The sequence below is a fragment of the Desulfobacter vibrioformis DSM 8776 genome, from assembly GCF_000745975.1.
GTDB lineage: Bacteria > Desulfobacterota > Desulfobacteria > Desulfobacterales > Desulfobacteraceae > Desulfobacter > Desulfobacter vibrioformis.
In genome coordinates, this window is the sequence record NZ_JQKJ01000008.1 from 120,304 (window position 1) to 142,103 (window position 21,800).

A 21,800-nucleotide genomic window follows, 5' to 3' on the forward strand; every position below is an offset into this window, starting at 1 on the left:
CTTAGTTGGCGATCTGTTTAACGATTTCAGGTTTCAGTTTCTTGTACAGGGCCTGGGCTGCGATTGCGGCCTGGCTGACACCGCCTGACGTGACCGTTGCACCGGACATGGCGTCAATGTCACCACCGCCTTTTTTAAGGCTGAAATTGGCGGACATGGACTTGCCGGCAAACTGGGAAACAAAGGACAGGTCCTCTTTGGCTCTGGAACCGATGCCTGGCGTTTCCGAGTGGGTTGTAACGCGCACTGCAATGATTTCATCGGTGTCAATGTTGATACCGACCATCAGACCCACAGGACCGCCGAAGCCGGTGCCCTTGGCTTCAAACGCGACAGCTTTCTTTCCGTTGCTAAGAACGGCCGGGAAAACCTGAAGTGTGGTCCCATCAGCAGTCACGTCAGCGCGTTCCTGGATGGGGTTATTGGTGGCGTCCGGAAAGATTTCTTTGATAGCCGGTTCTTTTTGAAATTTTAAAACCTGCTCTTCGATCTGGGGCCTGGTTGTCTGTTCAACAGCTGCCAGAAGGCCACCGGATACTGCCGTGAGCACGGTCAGTACCACAATCATACTCAGCATCTCACGCATGGGAAACCCCCTTTCCAAGGGCTTTGGGTTTTATTACATCAATCAGCGGATTAATCAGATTGATCAACAGGATGGACAGGATCGTGCCGTCCGGATAAATACCGATATTACGGACAAGGATGATCATAAATCCACCTAAAAATCCGTAAACCAGCATGGGAATACGATGAACCGGGGACGATGAATTTTCCACAGCCAGAAAGAAGGCGCCTAAAAGTGTATATCCTGAAAACAGGTGGAACAGGGGCGGTGCATATGTGTCCGGATGGAGTACATAGAAAAGCGTTGCGGTAATCAGAATACCTGCGATGAACGCTACCACAATTTCCCAGCGGGTGTAACCCCGTAATATCAGATAAATCCCGCCGATGATGATGCCAAGCCCGAAGGTGGAACCAATACCGCCCACTTCGTTGCCCATGAGCAGGTCATAGGTGGAAAATGAGGATAAAACGGATGTGCCCTGGGATTTCAGCGCTGCCAATGGTGCCAGGGCAGTGAAATCAAACTGGTATGATACATAAGCCGTATCAAAGTCCAGGAATGCGGGCCAGGACATCATGAGAATGGCAATACCCACCAGCGTAGGATGGAACGGATTGCCGCCGATACCGCCAAATACATATTTACCCAGAACCACCGCAACAAATGTGCCGGTGATCACAACCCACCAAGGCATTGTGGCCGGAACCATCATGCCGAACAGCAGGCCGATGACCGCCGATTCCATATCGGCAATGGCGATTTTCTGCTTGGAAATAATCGCCATGATCACTTCCCAGAGCATGGCTGATGAAGTGGCGAGGGTCAGCACCCCAAGCGCAGGCGCACCAAATTTGAAAATACCGAAAAGTGCGGCCGGTACAAGGGCGATAAGAAAATTCAAATTCTGTTGAAATAAGCTGTCTCCGCTATGCCAGAAAGGGGCATGGGAGACGATCAGTTTAGTGTTTGTCATTGGTTTCCTCCCATCTTCAAGCATTTTCACGAAGGGTCAACAGTTCATGTTTGCCCAGGCGGATATACTGGTATAAAGGAATCCTGGCCCGGCATACATAGCTGCAAAGCCCGCACTCTATACAGGATTCCAGATCGAACCGGTCTGCTGCCTCTTCATAAAGGTTTGCTTCAAGATACCGTACCAGCAGGTTCACCGGTACATTGGCCGGACAGATGCGGATGCACTCACCGCAGTTGACACAGGCACTGTCCGAAAGTTCGGCAATCACATCCCTGTCCTGAACCATAATTGTATCCATATCAGGAACCACGGGGTGATGAACCGTATACGTGGCAAGACCGCGCATGGGGCCGCCGATGATGACCCGGTCCCGTTCATTGATCTGGACATTAAAACAGGAAAGTATTTTACTGATGGGTGTGCCGATGGTGGCCTTGACCCGGTATCTTTTCCCGCCCTTATCAATTAGCGTGATGACCTTGTCAAACACCGGGTGTCCGGTTTCGTAAATCCGGGCAAGGGAAACCAGGGCCTCGGGGCGAATAAAACAGACGCCCTCATTTTCAGGGATGGTACCTGGTGAAAGCACCTTGCCCAAATGATCTTTCATTACCATGGCCGGCAGGTTGGACGGGTATGTATCAGATGTCCTGAGTATATTGAATCCATCAAGGTCCACCTGTACTGAAAGATTTTCAGGCACTGTAATGCAGATCCGGTCAGCCCGGATCATCGCTTTAAGAATCCTGGCTCCGGCGGCCATCTGGTCTGCATATGCGGAGCAGACAAATTGGCAGGTATCACACAAAAGGTCTGTGTCCGCACCTGTCACAACAATGGTCCTGATATCATAGTCCGGGTTTGCCAGGGTTGAAAAGGGCAGTGCTCCGGGGATCTGTCCCAGGTGGCCGACGGCAAACTCAAGGGTTTGTTCCAGATTTGTCTGGGCCCACTGCTCATCGCCTTTGGCTGATGGATTCGGCTTGATCATTATATATGTTGCTTTGTTGCCGAAGTCATCAGAGTAGGAATCAAATCCTTTGATCGTACCTGCGACAGGAGACAGAACATACGGTGTGCTGTCGTCGTAAAGCTTTAATTTCTGCCCTTTTTTGACAGCATCTCCCGGGCCGATCAAAGCCTTTTTTGCGCTGTCGATTTTTTCAGGCAAAAGGAGGGTAAGGCTGCCAGGAACTGCAAGCGGTTCGGCAGATTGCAGGGACGTATCCAGCAGATCATACGTCAGCCTGGGTTTGGATAGAGCGAAAAAAGATCGTTTAATCATAATTAGTCCTTAAGTTTTGTAAAAATCTTAAGCCAAGCTTTAAATTTATTCAGGTTATGTCCGTCGGTTGATATCCGTGGTCCTGAAAAAATTATTTTGCGTGACATGCATTACATTCTACCGGACCCGCACCATAATCTTCATGGCATCCCTTGCACTGGGCGTGGAATGCGTCAGCCCTGGACGGCATGCTTTCATCACCTGTTTCCTCATGGCACTCACTGCAGTTGTAGGTTTCGCCATCTTCAAGGTTGTGATGGCAGTTCAGACAATCTAAAGAATAGTCGTCTGTGTGCATAAGGTGGGTGAATAAAACTTTGCCTGCTTTGTTCTGAAACATCAGTCTGACTGGATTATCCGGAACAGGTTGGGAAAAGGACGCGTAACATACAATCCCTGTGACCAAAAGAACGATCATGATCCATACAGCAATTTTCAGGTCTCGTTGTGATGTCATAACTTTTCTCTCAATAATTTAGGGGTTAGAGTTTAACGACGAACCCACAACTGGAAGCGTATATAGTATATTGATTTTAGATTTACAAGGAAAAAGTGGTGGAAATTTATTTATTACAATGGTGCAATTTTTAGGAACTGGGCTGAATTTTTTTTCTCACCAGAAAGGGTTTATATTTGTCTTTTCCTGACATGCCTGCCTGCTTTTTTCTAATGATAAGAAAAGCGACTGCAAAAAATAAAAAACCAAACCCCATGGACAGGGCAGATCTGCTCATTTCCAAGACAGGTGCGAGGGCATCTCCGATCAGTGCGCCAATGATGAGCAGGATAATTGGAAATACATAAAGCAGAAAGCTCAAAAAAAGCATAGGTGCTGAATCCATGCCTACAATCACGCGGTCTCCTTTTTCCACACCCAGCGTGTTTGGGACCATGATGGTCATCTCTTCGGAAGGGTGATGGCTTACGCCGCAGGAGTCCTTTGAGGAACAGCTTTCGCAGGCTGCTGAGCGGATGGTTTTAATCCAGGCTGTTTCAGGTGTGGTGTGGGTGACAATGCCGTCTTCGGTAATCATGATGAACTCTTATAAAAAAATCGATGTTGGTATTTCAGGCTGCGGACAAAAAAATAAAACTAAAGGCATCAAAACACAGATAAAGCCTGGTGGCGCAAGCACTTGGCGCTCTTGTATCTAATTTCATGATGTCAGGCAATAACATCAAGTGTGATGCCTTGCCGGCTCTGAGGCTGCTGGGCCTGCAGGGTTTGCGTCTGTTCCTGGGCCTCATTGGCTAGGGATTCTGTATTTTTAGACTGCAGTGCTAACGCTTCCGGGGTAATGTTGACTTGAAAGGCTTCTTGAATGGGCTGGATGCTTGCCTTGTTTAGGTCAACCCCTGTTGTTTCCGTATTATTATTCCGGGCAGAAGTCGTGCTTGCCATTAACGCATTGGATGTGTAGGCATTCATTCCCTGAATACTATTAATATTCATCGGCGTCCTCCCTTTGCTGAAATTTTTTATACCTGATATTAAGAATAATCTTCAGGAGAGTAGATGTCAAATTTTTTATTGAATTTGCTTGACAAAGAATTTTGGCTGATATATAAACCACGAGTCTTGTTGAAAAGACGCTGCTCCCCAGTAGCTCAGTTGGCAGAGCGAGTGGCTGTTAACCACTAAGTCCGCGGTTCAAGTCCGTGCTGGGGAGCCAACATAAAAAAGTTTATCCCGACAACCTAAAAGTTGCCGGGATTTTTGTTTTTATGCCTCCTGCCTTTAATAAAAAAATATCACCCCGTAAATAAATTTTTCATTATTGACACTTTATGAATTGTTTTATATCTAATTATAAATTAGTTTTACATAACTTAATTTATAATCATTGAAGCTTAGGGGGGATGATTGATGGACGCCATGAAGTGTTTTTTAAATATCTGGGAAATTGAGCGCAATTTTAAATGTCCCGTGATTGGAGCCATGCTGACGGTTGACAAGCATAAAGACATACTTAAAAAATGCGGCTGGAATGTCAGCGCCCTAAAACCCTATGAACACCACACTTATCTTATGGGGTGCATGGGGGATGAAAATGCGGTGTCCGTCAAGACAAACAACTATATTCGGCATCAGTCCTTAAAATATATGAAGCAGATTGCAGCCCTTTATAAAAAGAAAGATGAAAAAGGGGTAAGAGCCCTATGGAACGACTATTCGGCCCGGGGGATCATCGGGCCGGTGATGTACGCCATTGTTTCCCACAAAGATACGAATGTTGAGTTGCTTAAGGATATCCAAGGTGAAGTCCATATGCTTTCCCATGCCAATATGGCGGAGGTTTTCAATATCCGGCGCAAGCTTGAAATTGCCGATCAGACCCTGGACCGGGAAAAAAACAAGAGTGATGAAAAAAGTAAAAAAATTCGGGACCTGGTCAGTCAGTTGAAGCAAACGGGTAAAGAAAAGGATTCTCTTGTAAAGGAAAATGCCCGGCTGAAAAAGAGACTTGGTGAACTTGAAACCCAAAACGCTTTGCAGCAGCCCTCAGTCCCTGATCTGACGCAGGATGCTGAACGTCTTGAACAGGCATTAAGCTGTCAAATGGAGGAGACCCTTCGCGCGGAACGGGAGAGAAAACAACTTGAGATTCAATTGTTCAGTGCCAGAAATGAGAACGCAATGCTCAAGGAAGAGTTTGCACAGATCTCTTCGGTCTTTGCCGCCGGGACAGATGATATATACACATGCCGGGAACCGGAGAATTGTCCGGTAACAGGAGCCTGCCCCAACGAAAATTGTCCAAGACGCCGCCTGTGCGCCAGGCGGATCTTTATGATCGGTGGAATTACGAAAATGAAATCCTACTACCGGCAGATTGTTGAAAATGCCGGCGGCGAGTTTGACTATCATGACGGTTATCTTAGAAACAGCAATGAGGATCTTGCCGCTAAAGTCAGACGGTGTGATGTGGTTGTCTGCCCCGTGAGCTGCAACAGCCATAATGCCTGTTTAAAGGTCAAACATTTATGCACACGGTATAATAAAGAACTGAAAATTTTAAACAGCGCAAGCCTTTCAGCCGTTACCCAGGCGTTGATCGTTTCCGATGATGCCGTAAGTATCAACTAATACCCATCCAGAAATAACATGTTGACATTTTTTCAATTCGGGAAATAATGGAGCTACAAAAATATTTGTAAAGGCAAGACAGGTAGATATGGAAACAGCACCCGGCAAAGGGGTGCCGTTCACCATCATTTTTCCGGAATTGATTAAAAAAGACTGACCCATCATGCAGATCCTGAACCCTTCCCGGTGGTATCTCCATCCGGTGTTTATTTTTGCCTGTTCCATTTTTGCCCTTGCCACATTCCTGGTCCTCACGGTCAGCCTCTACATGGAGATCCGTTCTGCCCTTGAGGTGGTGATGCTCAAGTTCAACATCGCGCCCCAGGCCATTTTTCCCTCCAAAACCGGGATGACAATACTTGTCCTGAGCCTATTGATCTTCGTGGTTCTGGCCGGCATTTTTTTAGCCTTTATCTATTACCAGAAAACCGTGAACCTGTTCCGGCTCCAGCACAATTTTATCTATAATTTCACCCATGAACTGAAAACCCCTGTCACGTCTCTTCGCCTTTACCTTGAAACCTTTATCCGTCATCCCATGGACCCTGGAGATGTAAAAAAATACAGTGCTGATATGCTCAAGGATATTGACCGGCTCACAGAGAATATAGACCGGATTCTTAACCTGGCACGCATAGAGAGCCAGAATTTCGGATCAAAGGTGACCCGGGAAAGCCTTGTGGTCTTTTTAAAAGAGTTCTGCCGGAAAAATGCCACCCTGTTCAGGGGCCTTGACATCAAGATTGAAAATCCGTCAGGGGGCAGATTCGAGTATCCGGTAAACGCATTTTTACTGGATATTCTGCTGACCAATATTTTTTCAAATGCCATCCGCTACAATGAAAGCCGCACACCCTGTCTGACCGTTTTGTTTAAAAGTTACTTGCAGAAAGTCACCATAGATTTTATTGATAACGGCATAGGTGTGGATAAAGAGGAGGCAAAAAAGATTTTTCGAAAATTTTACCAGGCAGACAGGAATAATAACCATTCAACCACAGGGTCGGGTCTTGGGTTATATCTTGTATCAAGCATTGCTGCCATTCATGGCTGGCGTGCCTCGGTCTCCAGTGAAGGTAAAGGGAAAGGCGCCAAATTTACCATTACCATCCCCCGGGCAAGCATTGCCGGCGTCAGAGATAAGGTGTTATGGAAACGGCTGAGAAAAAACGTGTTTTGATCATAGAGGATGAATCCCATATTGCCGAGGGGATCAAGTTGAACCTCACCCTCCAGGGATATGAGGCCAAAGTGGCTGCCGACGGTATTCAAGGCCTTGAAAAATGGCGTGCCTGGGACCCTGATCTTATTATTCTGGACATTATGCTGCCCATGGTTGACGGATTTTCCATTCTCCAGACCATCCGCCGGGAAGATGAAAAGATCCCTGTGCTGATTTTATCGGCCCGGGGAGACACCCGGGATAAAGTTCGGGGATTGAAATACGGGGTGGATGATTACCTGTCCAAACCCTTTGATCTTGAAGAATTTCTTTTGCGGGTGGAGCGGCTTGTAAAACGCAAGGAATGGTACGCACAGCCCCGAAAAGAGGAACAAAAATCAGGCTGTCCTTTGTTTGAAGGAACCGCCTATTCCTTTGGGACAAACCACATTGATTTTGTGACATCCACGGCCCGGTGTGCCGCCGGTGAAGTGGTCCTGACCGAGCAGGAAATCACCTTGCTGCGGATTTTCATCGCCCACCAGGGAAAGCCGTTGTCCCGGAAAATGCTTCTTAAGGCCGGGTGGGGATATGCCAGGGATACCACCACCCGGACCGTGGACAACTTCATTGTCAGATTCAGAAAATATTTTGAACCCGAACCCAAGTCCCCGGTCTATTTTAAAAGCCGCAGGTCTGTGGGTTATATTTTTGAACCCGGGGAATAAAAGGGGTTAATCCTGCCCTGCCAGAAGAAACATGGGCATAAACCGCGGATCCAGATTCCGGGTCATGACATGGCCGTATTCCGACTCCAGTTCCCGCAAAAGTGTGTACAAAATGCCCTGGAGCGCCGTGGGCAGATCTGTCTCATGCATGCCGGATGCCTGGGCAGCCCATAATCCAAAATCCTTTGCCTGGGTCTCGTCGATGGTCCCTTCCCGGCTGAAAAGCTGGGCAAAAAAATCCTTGAATTCAGAAATTTCAATGGGCGCAAGACTCAAGGGCTTTGACGCGTTCAGGCCCATACGGTCCCGGACCCACAAGGTCAGGATCATGCTTTTGTATGTGAGCACCCCAAAGCTGAAGGTGGCAATGTCCACATCCAGGCGGTTGAGAAAATCATCCAGGCAGATGATTTCATCCAGCTGCCGCCGGGTGGCCCTGATATCGGAAAGGCTGGCAAAGTTGCGGTACAAGGTTTTGTTGGCATAGTTGGCAAAAAACATGGGCCGCTGGACCATGAGTCCTCCAATAATGCCCAGGTACGTTTCCCCCAGAAAACTTAAGGGCAGGTTTTTTGCCCCGATAAAGCTTGTCTCATGCCATTTGCGCGCCATGGCCTGCAGCCTTGCACCTTCCCTGCTTCCGGTTCTGAAAATATCTTCAAGAAAATATCTTTTAATCAGCTCTACGGCACGCTCCACGCTGATCTTGGCGCCTTCCATAAGCACGTCAAGGCCCAGGCTTAAGGTTGACATGGTTTTTTCAAGGGGTTTTTCAATGGATTCCCGGTTCCTGATTCTTATCCTGTCTGCACTGATGACTTTGTTGATCAGGGCGGCAAGTTCACTGTCAAGACCCGGTATTCCTCCTTGTGCATTGAGTTGTTCCAGGGCTTTTACAAACAGGTTGTCACCTTTTAAAAACTGGGTGAAAAACATGGGGGGCATGGGAATATCCGGGTCAAATGCCTGGGGGTTACGGGGAGTTTCAGGTCTGGAAGGTAAGTTTTTCCCGGCAACTGGCTGGTAAATACCAATGGCCTCATGGGCCGGTAAAAACCCTTTTTCCGCCAGCCTGATGTTTTTTTGCCGGAACTGTTCCTCCTCTGCTTCGGCGGGCAGAAGGCTCAGGGTCTCAAGGAACAGGCCGTGGAGAACCGACAGGTCCATGGCGGCAAGGGTTCTTATCATCTGTTCGATTAATTGCGGGGCATCATCGGGCAGGCCATCTTCCCGGGGGATATCCTGGGGCAAAAGATCGCCTTGGGGGTCTTGATCCGGGCCGGATTGCTGATCTGGAAACCTGAAATAAAATTTATCATCCAGGGTGATGTAGTCGTCAAAATCCTCGGGCGGCACTTCATCGTGTTCCCGGATAAAAATACGCATCTTTTGTGACAGATAATATTCCACAAAATCGGGTTTTTCCGTGATGGCCCAGCGGAGAAGCCGTTGGGGATCAGCTTTGAACAAAAGGGAAAACACCTGGGTCATCATATGGGTATTGAGCCGGTCGTCATCCCAGACCTCCACGTCAAGGATATACTCCCACTGGCTGGATGCGGCCTGGGCCAGAACCGGAATGAAATCATCAACCCCGATTTTATGCATCAGGTAATACAGGTCCTGATCCGGAAAGGACTGGATCAAGGTGGCAGGGGAGGGGGCCTCCAGGATCATGTCAAGGGCTTTGGCCCCGTCGCTGACGATGATGTCCCGGCGCAGATTCTGTAACTTCAGTTCTTTTCTGGTTTGGTTGGCCAGTTGATAATCGTTGTTCATATTAAAGATATTTCCCCCCGGGTTTGATTGATAAATGAATTAACGCGTTGTTTTCTGTTTACATATATTGATGTAATGCCCCAAAGCCGGATCATGGGCAAACGGGGTGAAATATGTTAATGCGCCGTGAAAATCACCGGTATTCATCAGGCACACCCCCATGCACACACAAAGCTCCTTGTTATCTGGAAAATGGGACAGCCCTTTGTCAAGAAAGGCCATGGCCCCGGAAAAATTCTTTTGCTTCTGGCACATCATGGCAAGCCCCTGGAAAGCCCTGGGGCAAGGATAAAACTGCAATGCCCTTTCAAACAGATTCACAGCCATCTGCCCGGCATTTTTGACCCGGTCATCCCGGGCATATTCCCCGTGGGAAAAGGTCATGGCAAGCCTTGATAAGAAATCAGCATGCAAGGGGGCAAACCCATTATCCGGATGAAGGGTAATGCGGTTGATAAAATCCTCTATATTGTCAAAAAAAGCCTGCCTGAGCCGGTCACCCCACCCTTTAACCCGGGAAAAGTCCATGTCCGGGTCCAGTTCCCACCAGGGCAAATCTTCTATGTTTTTTTGCCATACACCCTCATGGGTCCATCCTTTTTGTAAGGCCCGGTTATACAAGGCTGTGCCGGGAAAGGTGACCAGCATATAAAACACCGTGCTCAAGGGGCCTAACCGGATCATAAGATCAATACTCTCCTGGATGGTGGCATCGGTCTCCCCCGGAGAGCCATAGATAAAATAGGCCCGGGGCAGGATACCTGCGGCACGCACCTTGTCAAAGGCTGCCACACAGATGTCATTGTCAATGGGTTTGCCAAGGATCTTTTTGATGGGCTCAGCCCCGGATTCGATGCCGAAGCTGATCTGGATGCATCCGGCCCGGCGCATGGGTCCAAGTATGCTCTCGTCAATATAATCCACCCGGGAGATGGCATTCCAGGTGATGCCAAGATCTGCCCGGATTATTTTTTCGCACAAGGCCCTGACGGCGTCGCCGTCCATGGTAAAGGTGTCGTCACTGATGAAAAAATGGGTCACGCCCTTTTGGGCAAGTGCCTTGATCTCTTCGAACAGCCATTGGGGGGAGTGGCGGCGGACAAGGGAGGTGCCCCAGAATTTCGGGGAGCCGCAAAAGGTGCATCTCCCGGGGCATCCCCTGGACATGGACAGGTGCTGGTAGGTGAAATACCGGGACGGGTGGGGCAGGGTGTCCAGGTCTTTTACCAGTGCACTTTGACCTGTGTCATGAATGCTTGGGCCCTTGCGGAAAACAATGCCGGGAATCCGGCCAAGCTCATGTATCAGCTCAGCTCTGATAACCTGGGCCTGGTGGAGGGTGCCAAAACGGTTTCTTATTTGTTTTGCAGCATTGACCAGCTTTGCCGTGCTGATCTCTCCTTCGCCTTTGACAATCACATCCAGGGCAGGGCAGGTATCAAACAGGAAATCCGCCATAAAGGTGGCACCGGGCCCCCCAAATACAATGAGGCTGTCCGGCAAAAGCTGCCGGGCCTTGTCTGCACAGGCCATGGCATTGATCCGGGTGGGGCTGGTTACGGAAAATCCTAGGATATCAGGCTGTTCACGCATGACGGCCTGGGAGAACAGGTCCAGTGCATTCTTTGCCGATCCCTTTGCCGACGGGTTGGCCGGGCCTGCCGGCGCAAGATTTAAAATACCGGATATCCAACCCTGGTCCAGAAGTCCGGATGCCAGATAATAAAGCCCGATGGGAACCTGGAGCGCATCCGGGTCCGTAACCCGTGGATCCAGGCAGGATGGATTAACAAACAGAACCTTCACAGCTACCAGGCGTTGAGAATCAGATCCTCAAGCTTACGCTTGGGAACGTGATGAACCTGATTTTCATCCCTAAAATACCGGATATCCCCGCCCTCATCCACATCATCAATGCAGGCTTGTTCCACGGGTTTGCCAAGTGCGATGACCAGCTTGACCTCCAGGTGATCGCCGATGCCAAGCAGAGTTTTAAGTTTTTTGATATTGATGGCGGCGAACATACATCCGGCCAGCCCCCTTGCCCGGGCCCCGAGAAGCATGGTCTGGGCGGCAATGCCGTGGTCACACCAGAAATTGTTTGAAATGGTGGTATCCCCCAGGATGACAATGTATCCCGTGGGCTGTTCCCCGGGTTCTGGGCCTTTCCACTCTTTCAGATAAGCGGCCCAGGTCAGGCAGGAAAAGATCTTCTCGTTTTGTTCCCGGCTGCAGGAAATGATATATTTCAAGGGTTGGTTGTTGGCTGCCGAGGCCGTATACCGGGCCAGTTCCACAAGCTCAGTCAAGGTTTGGGTATCCAGGGCAAACGTGTTGTCAAACCGTCTGCAGGACCGGTTGGATTTTACCAGTTCTTTGAATGCATCCATTGTTTTCCCTTTGGTGAAAAATTATTTACAGCCCGGTTCAGTGATAATCCGGGACATTTGAATATCTATCCAGTCCAGAATTTTGTCCATCTCCCGGGTGATCTCCTGCAACGCCTTTCCCCGGTGGCTGACCCTTGCCTTCTCATCCATGGACAACTGGGCAAAGGTTTTATTCAATTCCGGAAAAAAGAACAGCGGATCATAACCAAACCCGTTATTGCCTGCAGGTTCCCGGGCAAGGACCCCTTCACAGCGCCCTTCATAGGTCAAAGCGGCGCCTGTGGGAACCGCAATGGAGATCACACATTCAAAGGCTGCTTTGCGGTTTTCTTCATTTTTCATGGCGTCCAGAAGTTTGTCCACATTGTCCTGGTCCGTGGCATTTTCCCCGGCGTAACGGGCCGAATATACGCCGGGTGCCCCGCCCAGCGCTGCCACGCAAAGCCCTGAGTCGTCCGCCAGGGCCGGATATCCCAGAATTCTGGAAATAAACGAAGCCTTTTTATAGGCATTGTCGTCAAAGGTCTCCCCGTCTTCTATCACCTCGGGAATGGGACCGAAATCAGACAGGTTTTTTATCTCAATCGGATAGCTTTGCAGTCTGTCCTTTAATTCCTTTGTTTTGCCTTTATTGGTCGTGGCCAGTACTAAGATCTGTTTCACCTGAAAGCTCCTTTTGCAGTATTCTCTTTTTTAAAAAAGTTAAGGCTTAATATAAGTGCTGGTCCAGGGTTTGTAAAGGTGAGCCCGTACCCCCTCCCGGCAATTCTAAATTGGCTGCTTATTACCGGGCATTAAAAGAGGTTCAGGCATGAACAAATTTGGCATGCTGCAACATTCCCGGGACTGGATTCGCAGAAGCATGGTCCGCATTATCCGAATACGCGATTTTTTTAAAATTGATATGGTTCCGTCCGTCCCTCATGGAGCTGGTATCCATCTTCAATTATCCGTAAAGATTGGGCCAACAAAAAAATTTAAAGTGTTGCCATAAATATCTTTTGCTATTTCACCTCTCTTATGGCATCTAAAAAGGTTCAACTATAAAAATAGATGTTTTTCGAAAGGAATTAAAATAATGGAGGAACGGTACATCCCTTCCCAGGTCGAGCCCAAATGGCAGGAAAGCTGGAAAAATACCCGGCTTTTCAAAGTAGAAGAAGATTCGTCCAGGGAAAAATATTATCTGCTTGAAATGTTTCCCTACCCTTCGGGAAAGATTCATATGGGCCATGTGCGTAATTATACCATCGGAGATGTGGTGGTCCGTTACAAGCGCATGAGAGGGTTTAATGTCATTCATCCCATGGGATGGGATGCCTTTGGCATGCCTGCGGAGAATGCGGCCATTGACAACAATACCCATCCGGCTGCCTGGACCTATGACAATATCCGGGCCATGCGGGCCCAGCTTAAAAAAATGGGGTTTTCCTATGACTGGGACAGGGAAGTTGCCACCTGCCGGCCAGAATACTACCGCTGGGAACAGTGGCTGTTTTTGAAAATGTTTGAAAAGGGAATGGCCTACCGCAAGGAATCCTATGTGAACTGGTGTGAAAAATGCCAGACTGTGCTGGCCAATGAGCAGGTTGAGCAGGACCGGTGCTGGCGGTGTTCCCAGGTGGTTCAGCAGAAAAAATTATGGCAGTGGTTTTTCAAGATCACCGATTATTCCGAAGACCTTTTGGCACATTGCGATCAGCTCCCGGGCTGGCCGGACAATGTCACCACCATGCAGAAAAACTGGATCGGAAAAAGCGTGGGCGCAGAGCTGGACTTTAAGGTGGACGGCAGTGACGAGGTGATCAATGTGTTCACCACCCGTCCTGACACTATTTTCGGTGCCACCTTCATGTGTCTGGCACCGGAACATCCCCTGGTGGAGACCCTGTCCAGGGGTACGGACCAGGAGGCGGCCGTAAAGCAGTTTGTAGATAAGGTGTCCAGGCAGGAGCGCTCTGCCGAAGGCATTGAAAAATACGAAAAAGAAGGTGTATTTACCGGTGCGTATTGCATTAATCCGGCCACTGAAGAAAAGATTCCCGTGTACACGGCGAATTTTGTTTTAATGGGCTACGGCACAGGCGCCATCATGTCCGTACCCTCCGGTGACCAGCGGGACTTTGATTTTGCCAGAAAATACGGGCTTGAGATCCGGGTGGTGGTGCAGCCGGAAGGGGAAACCCTTGACGGTGCCACCATGACCGATGCCTATGCCGGCCGCGGCATCATGGCCAACTCTGGACAATTTAACGGCATGGACAGCAAGGAAGCCATCGAAAAAATGGCGGACTGGCTTGAAGAATCAGGCATTGGTAAGCGCGCGGTTTCTTTCCGCCTGCGTGACTGGGGAATTTCCCGCCAGCGGTACTGGGGTACGCCCATTCCGGTGATCCACTGCCCCTCATGCGGGGTGGTCCCGGTGCCGGAGGCTGATCTGCCCATTACCCTGCCCGAAGATGCCAACCTGCTGGAAAAAGGCGGATCTCCTTTGCCGACCCTGGACTATTTTGCCAGGACCACCTGTCCTGTCTGCGGAAGAGAAGATGCGAAAAGGGATACCGATACCATGGATACCTTTGTGGAGTCTTCCTGGTATTACCTGCGCTATTGCTCCCCCCGGTATGACAAGGGCATGTTTGATCCCAAAGCCGCGGCATACTGGATGCCCGTGGATCAGTATATCGGTGGTGTGGAGCATGCAGTGCTGCATCTTCTCTATTCCCGGTATTTCCTGCGGGTCCTCAATGCCCTGGGGCTTGTGCCCTTTAAGGAACCGTTTACCCGGCTTTTGACCCAGGGAATGGTGTGCAAGGAGACCATGACCTGCCCTGAGCACGGGTACCTGTTTCCGGAACAGGCGGAGAAACAGGATGGAAAACTTGTCTGCACCATGTGCGGCAAGGATGTGGAGGTCGGACGTGTGATCAAGATGTCCAAATCCAAGAAAAACGTGGTCAATCCCAATGAGCTTCTGGAAAAATACGGGGCTGACGTGACCCGGTTGTTCTGTCTGTTTGCCGCCCCCCCTGAAAGGGATCTGGAGTGGAACGAGGACGGTGTTGAAGGCAGTAACCGTTTTGTCAACCGCGTCTGGCGTCTGGCGTTGACCTGCATGGAAACCATCCAGGGTATGGATGCGTACAAAGGGCCGGCGGAATCACTTAAGGCGGACCAGGCAAAGCAATTGTATATCAAGGCCAATCAGACAATCCAGAAAGTAACCGCGGATATTGAAACCAATTTTCATTTCAATACAGCGATTGCCGCTGTCATGGAGCTGGTCAATGCCATGTACACGGTTGAACTTGAAACGGCGGATGATGAGTTGAAATCCGTGGTCTGGTTCTGCCTTGAAAATGTGCTGCTTTTGCTCAGTCCCATTATCCCCCATTTCTGCGAGGAGTTGTTTGCCCAAATGGGGAACAAGGGCTCTATTCTTGAACAGCCCTGGCCTGAATTCAGAACGGATTCCATGCAAACCGACGAGGTCATTGTTGTGGTTCAGGTTAACGGAAAACTGCGGGCAAAATTTTCCATGGGTGCCGACGCAGGTGAAGATGATATTAAATCCGCCGCCCTTGGGGATTCAAGAATTATCAAGTATATAGAAGGAAAAGAGATCCGTAAACTCATTGTGATTCGTAAAAAACAGACCCTTGTTAATATCGTGGTGTAATTTATGAAAAAATGTATTGCATGGCTGGTGACGGCCTCGGTCCTGATGATTGGTCCGGGTTGCGGATACCGGCTGGAAGGCGGTGGCTTCATTCATAATGATGTCACCCGGGTGTCTGTGGCGATATTTGAAAACAAGAGTACCGAATCCAGGGCCGGGGTATCTTTTGCCAACGAACTGATTCGGGAAATCACCGCAAAAACCGATACCATTGTTGTGGGTGCTGACAATGCCACCCGCAAAATCACCGGCACAGTGCGATCCATCACCTTTTCCGCATTATCAAGATCTTCTTCGGAAGACGTTACGGAAAGGGAGGTTACGGCTAAGGTGGATGTGGTGCTGACCGGGGCCCAAGGAAAGATTCTCTGGTCAGTGAAGAATTTTTTAGCCACGGAATCTTATCAGGTATCTGATAAAGTATCTGGTACTACCGTGGATGATGAGGCCAATAAGCGGGAAGCGGTTGATCTCATTGCCGAGCGTGTGGCAGAACGCCTGGTCAGCCTAATGACAAACGACTTTTAAATGCAGCAAGACGAACCGGCGACTGTTCCCTGTGCAGGGGCAAGCGCCGGTTTATGGCTTGGACCGGCTGTGCTTAAACGGTGCAAAAGCGCGCAACTTATGCGTTCGTAAACTTGAACAGTCTTGAGATCTTCCTTGAAGCAGTTTTCTTGTGAACAATACCTTTTTTAGCAGCCTTGTGAATGGCGGACTGGGTCTTTTTCATCAGTTCCTCGGTATTTTCACCCGCTTCTTTAGCTGCACGAAGTTTCTTTTCAAGGGTTTTAAGGGAGGTTCTTACGGATTTGTTTCTCATCCGTCTGACCTGATTTTGTTTTGCGCGTTTTTTTGCTGATTTATGGTTCGCCAACTTGGTATAGCTCCTTCATAAAATAGAGAATTAAAAATAATAAAACTTATATCAAATTCGGTAAAATATATAAAAGAGATAAGCATGTCAAGGAAAACCTGTGGCCCACTTTATTAAAAAAGCAGCATTTGTCAGCTTAATCACGCTGATTTCAAGAATACTTGGCATGATAAGAGATGCGGTGATTGCTTTTATATTTGGTGCCGGCATGGTTTCGGATGTATTTTTCATTGCTTTCAGGCCCTTTGATCTGATCCGGAAAATGATGTCCGACGGAATTTTGAGTATCTCTTTCATCCCTTTGTTTGCAGAACTATTTGCCCAAAAGAAGACAGACCAGGTCGCGGCCATGTTTTTAAATGCCCTGTTTTTTATATCCGTTGCAGGGGCCCTGCTGGTCAGCCTGGGAATTTATTTTGCGCCTTTTCTGATAGAATTTTTTGCCCCGGGGTATTACCCGGGATCCTATGCCCATACATTGTCCTGTCTGCTGTTCAGGATAATGATGCCCTATATGGTCATCATTTTTTTTGTGGCCTTGTCCATGAGCGTGCTCCATGCAAGGGGTAATTTTCATGTGCCTGCAGCCACGCCGGTGCTGCTCAATCTTTGTATTATCACGGCAGCTGTGCTTTTTTCCAACCGGTTTACGCCAAAGATTGTCGTCCTGGCATTTGGGGTAACCGCAGGCGGCATTGTTCAGCTTGCCTTTCAAATACCAAGTCTTGCAAAGCTTGGTATGTTTAATTTCAAGGCTTTTGTCCGGGTGCATCCCCATGTCAAAAAAGCCTTTATTACCCTTGGCCCTGCCATAATCGGGGCTGCGGCGTTTCAAATCAATGTGCTGGTGGCAGGGCTTTTCGCGTCAACGCTTGATCCGGGTTCGGTCTCTTATCTGAATTATGCCGAACGTCTGGTTCAGTTTCCTCTGGCTTTGGTGGCCTCTCCTGTTGCCACGGTTTTATTACCCATGCTCTGTGCAAAGGCCGGCACGCGTTGCCTGGAAACCGGAAAACATCCCGGAAGGGTGCCTGGATTTGATTTTTTTGATCAAACACAGGAAACACAGGACCTAAGACTTTTGTTTGAGACCGGCCTATGCATGGTCCTTTTTTTAATTATTCCTGCAGTAGCCGGCATCATGGCCTTAAACCGTCCCATTGTCTTATTGCTGTTCGGCCGGGGGGCCTTTGACCTGACTGCCGTGGATCAGACCGGCCAGTGTCTTGTCTTTTTGATTCTTGGTCTCTGGGCGGTTGCCGGAACCCGGCTTTTTGTGGCGTTTCACTATGCGCTGTCCAATATCCGGCAGCCGTTCATGGCAGGCATTGTGTCCATTGGGTGCAATATTCTGCTGTGCCGGTTTCTGGTGCAGCGCATGGGGGTGACAGGGCTTAGTTTGGCCGTATCCCTGTCTGCGGTGGCCGGATTTGTCCTGCTTGCCGCATTCGGGCCTTTGGGCATTCGAGGACGCGCAGTACTGGTTTGCGCTTGCAGAGCGGTTTTTATGTCTGTTATAATGTTCTTTTGGGTTCGATGGATGTGGAGCTTCTGGCCGGATTGTTCCCGCATAATTCAGGCAACAGGCCTTATCATCAGCATCAGTGCCGGGGCCGGCTGCTACTTGTTGGGGGCCCGCCTTACCGCGAATCCGGAAATGGCAATGCTCACAAGGATTTTTTTTAAACAAAAATGACCCGTATGGAAAAAATATGCCTTTACCTGGCCGTGGGGGGGGCGGTTATTCTTTTATTTATGTTTTTTTTTTCCACAAGAGGGGTCATGGACTATAACCGGCTTAAATCCAGGCAGGCGCAGCTTGACGCCCAGGCTGCCATTGCCGTCAGTCAAAATTCAAAAATGGAAAAAGAGATACTGAAACTTAAAACCAATCTTGAATATATTAAACACCTGGCCAAACATGAGCACGAAATGGCTGCCCAGGATGAACTGGTTTTCAAAGAGAAACCCAAGAATCAGACCCCCAAAAATTAAGAATCAGACAAAGGATCTGAAAAATGACCCGTAATTTTGCAAGCTTAGCCCTGGCCCGCCTGTACGAGAAACAGGGATATATAGACGATGCCCTTGGAATTTACAGGGCAATTGATACAAGCCAAAGCCCTGATGCCCAAAATATTTTTGACGCCATTTCCCGCCTTGAAGCCCAAACGAAAACGGCCAATGCAGATTGTAAAGAAAATTTGAAAGAACCAGGCCAGGATGTTTTAACGCCCCATCAGGCTGGCACGAAAGAGGATAGAATGGCCCATATGCTCGAAATATGGATCAGGCTTATTGTCATGCAGAAACGGGTGGATATATTCAAAAACATAAAAGCCCGGTTATGATTTTTAAGCGAGATATTCTGGGATGCTTTTTTATTTTAAGCATCTGTGTGATGACCGGTCTCGGCGTGAATGCGCTGTCTCCCAATGGCATTGCCCTTAGGGGACAATGGAATCCGGATCAGGGTGTGGTCATGGCCGGGGCAAACAAGACCCACGCCGTTGATGTTCTCCAGATCAATGATCCCCTCAAAGTCAAACGGCTGGTGGAATCCGGCACCATGATCGTGCTTGATGTCCGCTGGCCGGAAATTTATGACCTGGGACATATTCCGGGCGCATTGAATTTCCCCTTGGGTGATTTTGAAGAAGAGAAAAAAGAGATGCTCTCAAGAATAACCCCTGAAGATGAGATTCTTGTGTATTGTGCGGGTGTGACCTGCCACGATTCACATACATTTGCCACCCGTCTGGTTGAAATGGGTTTTGCCCATGTGGCGATTTATGCCGGCGGGTTTGCTGAATGGGAGGAAATGGGATTTGATGTGGCCGGCAAAGGAACAGACCCATGAACAAACTGTTCCGTATCAAAAATGGGGCGCATTTGTCGTCCATGGATTTGGGCCGGCACACAGGCATCATTGAATGGGTCCTGCGTCTGTTTCTCGGATCGACCTTTATTTTTGCGTCCTGGCACAAAATTGTGTCACCGGATCAATTTGCCACAATTTTGTACGGCTATGCGATTTTTCCCCATCAGTTTATTAATGTGTTGGCCATTGTCATACCCTTTGTGGAGATTGTCTGCGGTATCACTCTAATCACCGGTTTGCTTAAACGTTCTGGCCTGTTATTGATTAATGCCATGCTGGTCGGCTTTATTCTTCTGATCAGCTTCAATCTGATACGGGGCCATGAATTTGACTGCGGGTGCTTTTCCCTGGGGGATACCAAAGGGACCTGGTCCTCAGTCTGGCTGCTTGTCAGGGATCTTGGGATGCTTGGGGCAGGGGTTTATCTTTTCAGGTTGTTTAATAAAAAAGACAGCAGGTGAACCTGCCGGCTCACTGCTCCCGGACGATTCTGAATCCAAGGCTGTTACGCCGGGCCACCGGCTTGTAATTGGTGCGGTAAGCACATCGCTGGTATTTACTGTTCTGAAACCATCCGCCGCCTCTGACCACCCGGTGTTCACCCTTTGTTTCCAAAGGATCTGTAATGCCGTCAACATAGGTCCGGGTAATGGTTCCGGTTCCCGCACTCCAAAATGTGCGCCACTGACAGGCATCCTGGACCCATTCCTGAACATTGCCGTGCATGTCGTAAAGCCCGAATTTATTGGGTTTGAGCAGTTTTACAGGGTGGGGCTTGAAATCCCCTGCAGGCGAAAATCCACCAGAATTAAAGCAGTACCAGGCATACGAAACAAGCGCCGGTTCCGGTTCCTTGCAGGAAAAAGTGGTGATGCCGCCTGTGGCAAAGGCGGTCTGACTGCCGGCCCGGCAGGCATATTCCCACTCTGCCTCCGTGGGCAAACGGTATTTAGTGGTGCCTTCTCTCTTGTTTAAAAACTGAATAAATGTAACCGCCTCATTCCAGGACACGGTATCCACAGGATAGTAATTGCCCAGTTTAAAAGATGACGGGTTCGGGGCGACCAGGCGGTCCCACTGCCCCTGGGTCACTTCGGTCTCTGACATGTAAAAGCTTTTTGTGATAATCACCTTGTGCTGTTTTTCGTCTTTCTGGCGTCCCTTTTCCGATTCAGGGCTTCCCATGATAAAGGAACCTGCCGGAATCAGGACAAATTTCATTCCGATTTTATTGGTAAAAGCGGCTTGGGCAAAGGCATATGAACACAGCACCCCAAGGGTCAGCGATAAACCCAGAAGGAAAAACGGTATTTGCAAAAAGGTTTTGCCCTGCATAAGTAATACCTGCCTTGATTGTTAACGATAGGGTTACAGTAAATATGTATAGAGATTAGCATATTTAAAAACATTGGTTCAACGATTATAAATTTCCATACGTCAGCGCTGCCATTCGTGTGGACAATATCACCTTGACGCCGGGTTTAATTTTATATAGTCTGCCGTCAATTGTTTCATTACCATTGAGTAAGATCAGGCAGCCTTTTGGTTTTCCACAGAATCCTCTCTGTCTTACATAGAGAGGCTGTATGGAAATATCCCCAGGTGATTCACGCCGGAATATATTCAAGGATATTCTGGAGGACCAGTTTCAAAAAAAGATTTACAACGCGTTCATTACTGGGGCTGTTCTGCCATTGGTAACGGAAGTTATGGCATATGCCCATGATGTTGTTGACGCACTTGAGCATTCGGATAAAAGCCCTGCGGTGGCATGCGGTTCCGGCTGCAGTTATTGCTGCCATTCCCAGATTCATGTTCTGCCCATTGAAACCCTGCTCATTCTCTCCTTTATCCATGAAAGTTTTACCAAAAATCAGATTATCCAGCTCAGGGACAGAATAGGGAAACGCCTTCAGCTGACCCGGGGAAAATCCGTTGATATTCTGTTTCCTCTCCGGGATAAACTGTCTTGTATCTTTTTAGAAAACAACCTGTGCAGTATCTATCATGCCCGCCCTTTTATCTGCCGGGCATGGAACAGCGTGGATTCATCTCTTTGCAGGACGATCTATAATACAGGAAGTTTTGATGATGAAATTGAATCTTCATCAGCCCGAAATTTTGTATTTGAATCCTCCAGATCGCTATTCACAGATTTTGCCAGGCAACTGAACCTGGAAACAGTTCCCTTGGAAATTACACTGGCGGTTTTTAACTGCCTTGCCACAACTGATCCATTGCAGCTGTGGCTTTCAGGAAAAAATATTTTAGATATAAATATAACGTCCCAGCCGGAATAAGGTGGTACGGAGGTGGTATGAACAATTTGATTTCAAATGGGATGCCGGCCTGTACCGAATTCCCAGGCAGGGGGGGAATACAAA

The 21,800-nt window shown here is 48.6% G+C and carries 23 protein-coding genes and 1 tRNA gene; 12 read left to right on the top strand and 12 right to left on the bottom strand.

Annotated elements, in window-relative coordinates; genetic code table 11:
• Position 1 precedes the first annotated feature (1 nt).
• From rnfG to Q366_RS06490, 6 genes are all read right to left on the bottom strand, one after another.
• Positions 2–586, bottom strand: coding sequence for an RnfABCDGE type electron transport complex subunit G (gene rnfG, locus Q366_RS06465; RefSeq protein WP_035237418.1), 585 nt, complete (start codon positions 584–586; stop codon positions 2–4).
• The gene (locus Q366_RS06470) at positions 579–1,544 is read right to left on the bottom strand and encodes an RnfABCDGE type electron transport complex subunit D (RefSeq protein WP_035237419.1); all 966 of its coding nucleotides are present in this window, start codon (positions 1,542–1,544) and stop codon (positions 579–581) included. The genes rnfG and Q366_RS06470 overlap by 8 nt, the downstream gene beginning before the upstream one ends.
• Before the next feature lie 16 nt (positions 1,545–1,560).
• Positions 1,561–2,832, bottom strand: a complete 1,272-nt coding sequence (locus Q366_RS06475; RefSeq protein WP_035237420.1) for a 4Fe-4S dicluster domain-containing protein — start codon at positions 2,830–2,832, stop codon at positions 1,561–1,563.
• A gap of 91 nt (positions 2,833–2,923) precedes the next feature.
• Positions 2,924–3,289 carry a cytochrome c3 family protein gene (locus tag Q366_RS06480; protein ID WP_035237421.1) on the bottom strand — a complete coding sequence of 122 codons (366 nt, stop codon included), beginning with the start codon at positions 3,287–3,289 and terminating at the stop codon, positions 2,924–2,926.
• Between the two features lie 130 nt (positions 3,290–3,419).
• Positions 3,420–3,866, bottom strand: a complete 447-nt coding sequence (locus Q366_RS06485; protein ID WP_035237422.1) for a SoxR reducing system RseC family protein — start codon at positions 3,864–3,866, stop codon at positions 3,420–3,422.
• Positions 3,867–3,997: 131 nt separating this feature from the next.
• Positions 3,998–4,285 carry a hypothetical protein gene (locus Q366_RS06490; RefSeq protein ID WP_035237423.1) on the bottom strand — a complete coding sequence of 96 codons (288 nt, stop codon included), beginning with the start codon at positions 4,283–4,285 and terminating at the stop codon, positions 3,998–4,000.
• Between the two features lie 144 nt (positions 4,286–4,429).
• Between Q366_RS06490 and Q366_RS06495 the strand changes: the two genes are divergently transcribed.
• The 4 genes from Q366_RS06495 to Q366_RS06510 all read left to right on the top strand — a co-directional run bounded on the left by Q366_RS06495 (position 4,430) and on the right by Q366_RS06510 (position 7,810).
• Positions 4,430–4,505 (top strand) — tRNA-Asn (locus tag Q366_RS06495).
• A 194-nt stretch (positions 4,506–4,699) separates the two neighbouring features.
• Positions 4,700–5,920 carry a DUF2325 domain-containing protein gene (locus tag Q366_RS06500; protein WP_035237424.1) on the top strand — a complete coding sequence of 407 codons (1,221 nt, stop codon included), beginning with the start codon at positions 4,700–4,702 and terminating at the stop codon, positions 5,918–5,920.
• Positions 5,921–6,083: 163 nt separating this feature from the next.
• Complete coding sequence (locus tag Q366_RS06505) at positions 6,084–7,100, top strand: sensor histidine kinase (RefSeq protein ID WP_035237425.1); 1,017 nt, start codon at positions 6,084–6,086, stop codon at positions 7,098–7,100.
• On the top strand, positions 7,070–7,810 hold the full coding sequence (locus Q366_RS06510) for a response regulator transcription factor (protein WP_035237477.1): 741 nt from the start codon (positions 7,070–7,072) through the stop codon (positions 7,808–7,810). The genes Q366_RS06505 and Q366_RS06510 overlap by 31 nt, the downstream gene beginning before the upstream one ends.
• Before the next feature lie 6 nt (positions 7,811–7,816).
• On the opposite strand, the gene Q366_RS06515 is transcribed toward Q366_RS06510, so the two are convergent.
• Genes Q366_RS06515 through Q366_RS06530 form a run of 4 tightly spaced genes read right to left on the bottom strand, consistent with a single transcriptional unit; the run spans position 7,817 to position 12,642 of the window.
• Positions 7,817–9,589, bottom strand: a complete 1,773-nt coding sequence (locus tag Q366_RS06515; protein ID WP_035237426.1) for a DUF6178 family protein — start codon at positions 9,587–9,589, stop codon at positions 7,817–7,819.
• A gap of 39 nt (positions 9,590–9,628) precedes the next feature.
• Positions 9,629–11,395, bottom strand: a complete 1,767-nt coding sequence (locus tag Q366_RS06520) for a B12-binding domain-containing radical SAM protein (RefSeq protein WP_035237427.1) — start codon at positions 11,393–11,395, stop codon at positions 9,629–9,631.
• A 2-nt stretch (positions 11,396–11,397) separates the two neighbouring features.
• On the bottom strand, positions 11,398–11,979 hold the full coding sequence (locus Q366_RS06525; RefSeq protein WP_035237428.1) for a nitroreductase family protein: 582 nt from the start codon (positions 11,977–11,979) through the stop codon (positions 11,398–11,400).
• 21 nt (positions 11,980–12,000) lie between these two features.
• Positions 12,001–12,642: an XTP/dITP diphosphatase gene (locus Q366_RS06530; RefSeq protein WP_051957866.1), complete on the bottom strand. Its 642-nt coding sequence runs from the start codon at positions 12,640–12,642 to the stop codon at positions 12,001–12,003.
• A 415-nt stretch (positions 12,643–13,057) separates the two neighbouring features.
• Between Q366_RS06530 and leuS the strand changes: the two genes are divergently transcribed.
• Complete coding sequence (leuS, locus tag Q366_RS06535; protein WP_035237429.1) at positions 13,058–15,658, top strand: leucine--tRNA ligase; 2,601 nt, start codon at positions 13,058–13,060, stop codon at positions 15,656–15,658.
• 3 nt (positions 15,659–15,661) lie between these two features.
• Entirely contained in the window at positions 15,662–16,186 is a 525-nt protein-coding gene (gene lptE, locus Q366_RS06540; RefSeq protein ID WP_035237430.1) for an LPS assembly lipoprotein LptE, read from the top strand.
• Between the two features lie 97 nt (positions 16,187–16,283).
• On the opposite strand, the gene rpsT is transcribed toward lptE, so the two are convergent.
• On the bottom strand, positions 16,284–16,535 hold the full coding sequence (gene rpsT / locus Q366_RS06545; RefSeq protein WP_035237431.1) for a 30S ribosomal protein S20: 252 nt from the start codon (positions 16,533–16,535) through the stop codon (positions 16,284–16,286).
• A gap of 100 nt (positions 16,536–16,635) precedes the next feature.
• On the opposite strand from rpsT, the gene murJ reads away from it, so the two are divergent.
• The 5 genes from murJ to Q366_RS06570 are packed head-to-tail and all read left to right on the top strand — an operon-like array spanning position 16,636 to position 19,877.
• Complete coding sequence (murJ, locus tag Q366_RS06550; RefSeq protein ID WP_035237432.1) at positions 16,636–18,231, top strand: murein biosynthesis integral membrane protein MurJ; 1,596 nt, start codon at positions 16,636–16,638, stop codon at positions 18,229–18,231.
• Entirely contained in the window at positions 18,228–18,530 is a 303-nt protein-coding gene (locus Q366_RS06555; RefSeq protein WP_035237433.1) for an FtsB family cell division protein, read from the top strand. The genes murJ and Q366_RS06555 overlap by 4 nt, the downstream gene beginning before the upstream one ends.
• 23 nt (positions 18,531–18,553) lie before the next feature.
• A complete protein-coding gene (locus Q366_RS06560; RefSeq protein WP_035237434.1) occupies positions 18,554–18,886 on the top strand; it encodes a hypothetical protein in 333 nt (110 codons plus the stop codon).
• Positions 18,883–19,395, top strand: coding sequence for a rhodanese-like domain-containing protein (locus Q366_RS20110; RefSeq protein ID WP_051957867.1), 513 nt, complete (start codon positions 18,883–18,885; stop codon positions 19,393–19,395). Before Q366_RS06560 ends, Q366_RS20110 begins: the two co-directional genes overlap by 4 nt.
• Positions 19,392–19,877 (top strand): MauE/DoxX family redox-associated membrane protein, encoded by a 486-nt coding sequence (locus tag Q366_RS06570; protein ID WP_035237435.1) that lies wholly within the window; start codon positions 19,392–19,394, stop codon positions 19,875–19,877. Before Q366_RS20110 ends, Q366_RS06570 begins: the two co-directional genes overlap by 4 nt.
• 10 nt (positions 19,878–19,887) lie before the next feature.
• On the opposite strand, the gene Q366_RS06575 is transcribed toward Q366_RS06570, so the two are convergent.
• Positions 19,888–20,751 carry a formylglycine-generating enzyme family protein gene (locus Q366_RS06575; RefSeq protein ID WP_035237436.1) on the bottom strand — a complete coding sequence of 288 codons (864 nt, stop codon included), beginning with the start codon at positions 20,749–20,751 and terminating at the stop codon, positions 19,888–19,890.
• Positions 20,752–21,002: 251 nt separating this feature from the next.
• On the opposite strand from Q366_RS06575, the gene Q366_RS06580 reads away from it, so the two are divergent.
• Positions 21,003–21,716, top strand: coding sequence for a YkgJ family cysteine cluster protein (locus tag Q366_RS06580; RefSeq protein WP_084691734.1), 714 nt, complete (start codon positions 21,003–21,005; stop codon positions 21,714–21,716).
• The last annotated feature ends 84 nt before the right edge of the window (positions 21,717–21,800 follow it).

Bases quoted from the DNA above. Each gene is read 5' to 3' on its own strand.
- leuS (WP_035237429.1), top strand. From the start codon at position 13,058: ATGGAGGAACGGTACATCCCTTCCCAGGTCGAGCCCAAATGGCAGGAA.
- lptE (WP_035237430.1), top strand. From the start codon at position 15,662: ATGAAAAAATGTATTGCATGGCTGGTGACGGCCTCGGTCCTGATGATT.
- Q366_RS06500 (WP_035237424.1), top strand. From the start codon at position 4,700: ATGGACGCCATGAAGTGTTTTTTAAATATCTGGGAAATTGAGCGCAAT.
- Q366_RS06525 (WP_035237428.1), bottom strand. From the start codon at position 11,979: ATGGATGCATTCAAAGAACTGGTAAAATCCAACCGGTCCTGCAGACGG.
- Q366_RS06475 (WP_035237420.1), bottom strand. From the start codon at position 2,832: ATGATTAAACGATCTTTTTTCGCTCTATCCAAACCCAGGCTGACGTAT.
- Q366_RS06555 (WP_035237433.1), top strand. From the start codon at position 18,228: ATGACCCGTATGGAAAAAATATGCCTTTACCTGGCCGTGGGGGGGGCG.
- Q366_RS06480 (WP_035237421.1), bottom strand. From the start codon at position 3,289: ATGACATCACAACGAGACCTGAAAATTGCTGTATGGATCATGATCGTT.
- rnfG (WP_035237418.1), bottom strand. From the start codon at position 586: ATGCGTGAGATGCTGAGTATGATTGTGGTACTGACCGTGCTCACGGCA.
- Q366_RS06580 (WP_084691734.1), top strand. From the start codon at position 21,003: ATGGAAATATCCCCAGGTGATTCACGCCGGAATATATTCAAGGATATT.
- Q366_RS06510 (WP_035237477.1), top strand. From the start codon at position 7,070: ATGGAAACGGCTGAGAAAAAACGTGTTTTGATCATAGAGGATGAATCC.
- Q366_RS06490 (WP_035237423.1), bottom strand. From the start codon at position 4,285: ATGAATATTAATAGTATTCAGGGAATGAATGCCTACACATCCAATGCG.
- Q366_RS06485 (WP_035237422.1), bottom strand. From the start codon at position 3,866: ATGATTACCGAAGACGGCATTGTCACCCACACCACACCTGAAACAGCC.
- Q366_RS06560 (WP_035237434.1), top strand. From the start codon at position 18,554: ATGACCCGTAATTTTGCAAGCTTAGCCCTGGCCCGCCTGTACGAGAAA.
- Q366_RS06505 (WP_035237425.1), top strand. From the start codon at position 6,084: ATGCAGATCCTGAACCCTTCCCGGTGGTATCTCCATCCGGTGTTTATT.
- Q366_RS06570 (WP_035237435.1), top strand. From the start codon at position 19,392: ATGAACAAACTGTTCCGTATCAAAAATGGGGCGCATTTGTCGTCCATG.
- Q366_RS20110 (WP_051957867.1), top strand. From the start codon at position 18,883: ATGATTTTTAAGCGAGATATTCTGGGATGCTTTTTTATTTTAAGCATC.
- Q366_RS06575 (WP_035237436.1), bottom strand. From the start codon at position 20,751: ATGCAGGGCAAAACCTTTTTGCAAATACCGTTTTTCCTTCTGGGTTTA.
- Q366_RS06515 (WP_035237426.1), bottom strand. From the start codon at position 9,589: ATGAACAACGATTATCAACTGGCCAACCAAACCAGAAAAGAACTGAAG.
- Q366_RS06470 (WP_035237419.1), bottom strand. From the start codon at position 1,544: ATGACAAACACTAAACTGATCGTCTCCCATGCCCCTTTCTGGCATAGC.